Genomic DNA, 3918 nt, shown 5'->3' with positions numbered 1-3918 from the left:
AACTTCTGCAGGCAGTAATCGAGGTGAGGTAAGTAAATTAAAGTAAGGGTGGGATGATACAGTTTATCTGTTTCGATGGATGCATCGGCAATCCATTGGGTTGATCTGATATTGGCGCCCGGCCCCCAGAACTGGAATAGTGGGAAGGTACCCAGCTTTTCCTGCAAATGATCGCGGAGCGATGCCGGATGTGCGTAACAATCCGGCGCTTTACGGCCATCAGCCAGGTATTGCGGACGTGGTGTAACGGAGTAATCGGCCGAGGAGTACATGTTATACCACCAGAACATCTTACTACAGGTAAAAGAGGGATCGAGGCGTTTGGCGCGGTCCCATATTTTTTCGGTCTGCACCAGGTGGTTGGATTGTTTCCAGAACTTGATCTCCGCATCTTCATGATCGTACCAGCCATTGCCCACAATACCGTGTTCGGCCGGCCATTCGCCTGTTACATAAGTGCTTTGCACGGCAGTGGTTACTGCAGGCAGCATGGGTTTAATAGCATTGAGATGGTGCTTTTGCACATACTGTTTCAGGAAAGGCGTATGATCGCCTATCAGCGAGGAAGATAATCCTACAACATCTATTACTACAGTTTTTCTCATCAGATCGGTCACGAATTATCGTACAAAATTACACATCCAGTTGTTGCAGCACCCATTTTATTTCCCGGGCTATAGACTGGTCCATGTCCAGCTTCAGCGAGGGATGCAATACTTCCCAGGTGTATGTTTCTATTTCAAGATGTTGTGTGAAAGACTTGGACGCCTGCCTGGCCAGCACGCGCGAAATATCGGCACGGGTGGAGGTAAGACTGCCAAACTCGTTGCGGAATATGGGCACATGAAAATGCGCACGCCACTCTTCCACTTCGATATTATTCGCATCGGCCAGCGCCTCCGGTAAATCGGGATAATGAATAAATTTATTGTTCTCCGTACGCCCTATTACCTGGTGCAGGTAAGTATCCTCGTTAAACAGGCGAAAATTATTGATTACTTCTTCGCGTGCGGCACCTTTACCCAACAATCCTTTTAACGCAGCACTGATCTGCACCTTACCGGTTTTTAAGCCGTACAGGTGCATCCGTTCCAGTACCACCAGCGGATCTTCATAAGCCACAGCAAAGTGGCATACATCGTAACAAAGCTGGATGTGCGATTTAATGATCTTCACCGCCTCATCGTCTGTAACATCAAACTTCTCCGAAATAAAAGGAACACCGGTAGCCAGCAAAAACTGGAAGTACCAGTCGATGTACTCTTTCGAATTCTCCAGCATACCATCCGGTTCCGGTTCAATATCGAGGTGCATTAAGGGGCCGCCGCTGCGATGTACGCGTACCAGTTGTTCCAGTACCTGCAACATGTTCAGCGTAGCGTTCTCTATCAACGTATCTTTTTCCTCCTCTGTTTTTACCCAGTATTTGTACGACAGCGGGCTGGTAGAAATACCGCCTTCCATACCTTCCGGCAGCAAGGCAGCCAGTATACGGAACAGGCGAATGGTATAATGAACACGGTCGGCACTGGTCCAGTCAGGAGCATGCACCATGTCTTTTACTTTCACATGATGGAAACCGCCGTAAGGAAAACCGTTCATGGTAAACACGTAACAGTCGTTCTCTTTCAACCACTGCTTAAAATCTTCTAAAGCGGCTTCTTTGGAGAGTTCGAGACTGGCCAGGTTTGATAAACGCAGGCCTATACCGAATGATTTGTTGGGCGATACCTGTGCCTTTACAGCAGGAATGTACTGTTTAAGTTGCGCAAAATGATCGGGCCAGCTTTCGCCGGCGTGGATATTTGTGCAGTAGGTCAGGTGTCCGTAAAGCGTTTGCATCTCTGAATTGATTTGCGGTCTATTGTATTAAGCTAAACTCATGGTGCAGGCGTATACACTCAAACGTTGTGTGGTTACCACTACCATTCGCGCAGCATGGTCACTGCTTTTTGGAGAAGTGCTGTATCTATTGCATGTACTTCTTCTCCCTTGCCAACCGTCCTTAAAAGCGATATGGTAAGTTTACCGCCAAGGTGTTCGCGAAACTCTTCGAGGCCTGCCACAACGCCCGGGTTTTCGTCTTCTATTTCCAACAGCGGGTGATATAAAGGTAACCGCAACTGTTTAAGTAAAGTGATAATTCGCTGTAACTCGCTCTCTGCCAGCCATCCCAGCAGGAATGAATACACCGAATCGAGCGCAATACCGATTGAAACTGCTTCCCCGTGGCGCAATTCAAAATCAGTTAATTGCTCCAGTTTATGCGCGCTCCAGTGACCGAAGTCGAGCGGCCTTGATGAGCCACTCTCGAAAGGATCGCCGGCGCCGCCGATATGGGCCATGTGTAAAGCCGCACAACGATAAATCAGTTGCTGCATGGCCGGTAAGTCGCCCATAGAGAGCTTCACCGCCTGTGCTTCCATCCACTCAAAAAAACCGGCATCTTTGATCAATGCTACTTTTACCGCTTCGGTCATGCCCGAACGCCAGTCGCGATCGTGCAGGGTGGTAAGGAAGTAGGCATCGTTAAACACCGCTACGGGTGGTGCAAAGGAGCCGAGGAAATTCTTTTTGCCATGGTAGTTAATACCATTCTTCACCCCCACGCCCGAATCGTTTTGCGACAGTACGGTGGTAGGTATGCGTATATGTTTAACGCCACGGTGCGACACAGCCGCCACGTAACCGACCAGGTCCAGCACAGAACCGCCGCCGATACCGATTACGTAAGAATGCCTGTCTATAGCGTATTTTTCCAGTTCATTGATAAGCCAGTAGAATAACTGGAGGTCGTTTTTGGCTGCTTCGCCGCCGGGTACTACAACAATATCCTGGACCAGTTCAAAATTTCCCAGTTGCTGGCAATAGGCTTCAATTTGTTCCTGCAGGTAACTGTGCGCTGCGGTAACACCATCATCAATAATAAAAAGTAACTTTTTCCGGATACCCTCTTCTGCATGTGCTTCCAGGAAATCAGCGAATGTGCTGTTGGAAGGATCAAAAATCTTTTCTGTAAAGAAAACCCTGTACTCGAATTTTACACTGAATGATTGCTGAATATAAGCCATGACAATAACTCCAACCTCTCTTTATAGGTAAATAAATGTAGGGATAAAATTACAAAAAAGGGGATGAACGGGGGGATTATTTACACCTACGGTAAACGGAGCCCCTTCAGGGGCGTGAGGAGAAAAAATAAAGGCTTGCAGACGCAAGCCTTATCCGACTTTTGATAGAGTTTGGCCTTCTATCTATATGCAGCTTCTTTTTGGGGTTAGGGTTATGGATGAAGACTGTTCCACGTTGTGTATCCGGGGTTAACGGATGTGTATTCGGGGTCAATGGATGCATTCGGGGTAATGGATGCTTTGGGGCAATAGATGTATTTTGGGGTAATGAATGACTATGTTTTTAAAATTGTGATCAAAAAATGTCGTTGCTGTTATAGAGTTGTTAATTAATTGTCGATGAGGTTAATTGCTTCTGCAACCCTACTTTCCGGTATCAACCGTCGATTTACAGCAACGACATGTTAAAAATTGCGGTTGAACTGTAGAACCCTTTTACCTGTCCTGTATCCCTGTTCTATCGTTCTTACCATTTCCTTGTTTGATGGTACAAAAATAAGCAGTCGCCCGTTTGCGTTTGTTAGCGGAATTACCGATTTTTACGTCTCCGTACAACTACGGAGGAGCTACCGATGGCCTCCAGGCTTATATCAACGATGCAGCAATAGAGTAATGATACGAGTTATACCTGTGTGATCCCATCTGTCTGAGCGCTAAAAAATCCTGTTGACCCCAACGTTTACTATGTAGGTTGCTACAGGGTTTATTATTGATATTAAATTGCTGCAAACCGCATGTATATGAAGATGTTGAATCGTTTCTTTAAATACGGGTGGATGCTGATACC

Annotated in this window: 3 protein-coding genes; all 3 read right to left on the bottom strand. The window is 46.7% G+C overall.

Translation table 11 applies throughout. The features are described from left to right. On the bottom strand, nt 1-605 hold a 605-nt coding region (locus QZT80_RS12140; protein ID WP_295122101.1), incomplete at its 3' end, for an alkaline phosphatase family protein. A 28-nt stretch (nt 606-633) separates the two neighbouring features. After that, nucleotides 634-1842: a metabolite traffic protein EboE gene (gene eboE / locus QZT80_RS12135; protein ID WP_295122099.1), complete on the bottom strand. Its 1209-nt coding sequence runs from the start codon at nt 1840-1842 to the stop codon at nt 634-636. Nucleotides 1843-1922: 80 nt separating this feature from the next. Then, complete coding sequence (locus QZT80_RS12130; RefSeq protein ID WP_295122097.1) at nt 1923-3071, bottom strand: 3-dehydroquinate synthase; 1149 nt, start codon at nt 3069-3071, stop codon at nt 1923-1925. Nucleotides 3072-3918: the final 847 nt, after the last annotated feature.

The sequence above is a fragment of the uncultured Chitinophaga sp. genome (assembly GCF_902168175.1).
GTDB lineage: Bacteria > Bacteroidota > Bacteroidia > Chitinophagales > Chitinophagaceae > Chitinophaga.
Note: the sequence above shows the minus strand (reverse complement) of the source record. Positions and strands in the feature narration are given on the sequence as shown.

Bases quoted from the DNA above. Each gene is read 5' to 3' on its own strand.
- QZT80_RS12130 (WP_295122097.1), bottom strand. From the start codon at position 3,071: ATGGCTTATATTCAGCAATCATTCAGTGTAAAATTCGAGTACAGGGTT.
- eboE (WP_295122099.1), bottom strand. From the start codon at position 1,842: ATGCAAACGCTTTACGGACACCTGACCTACTGCACAAATATCCACGCC.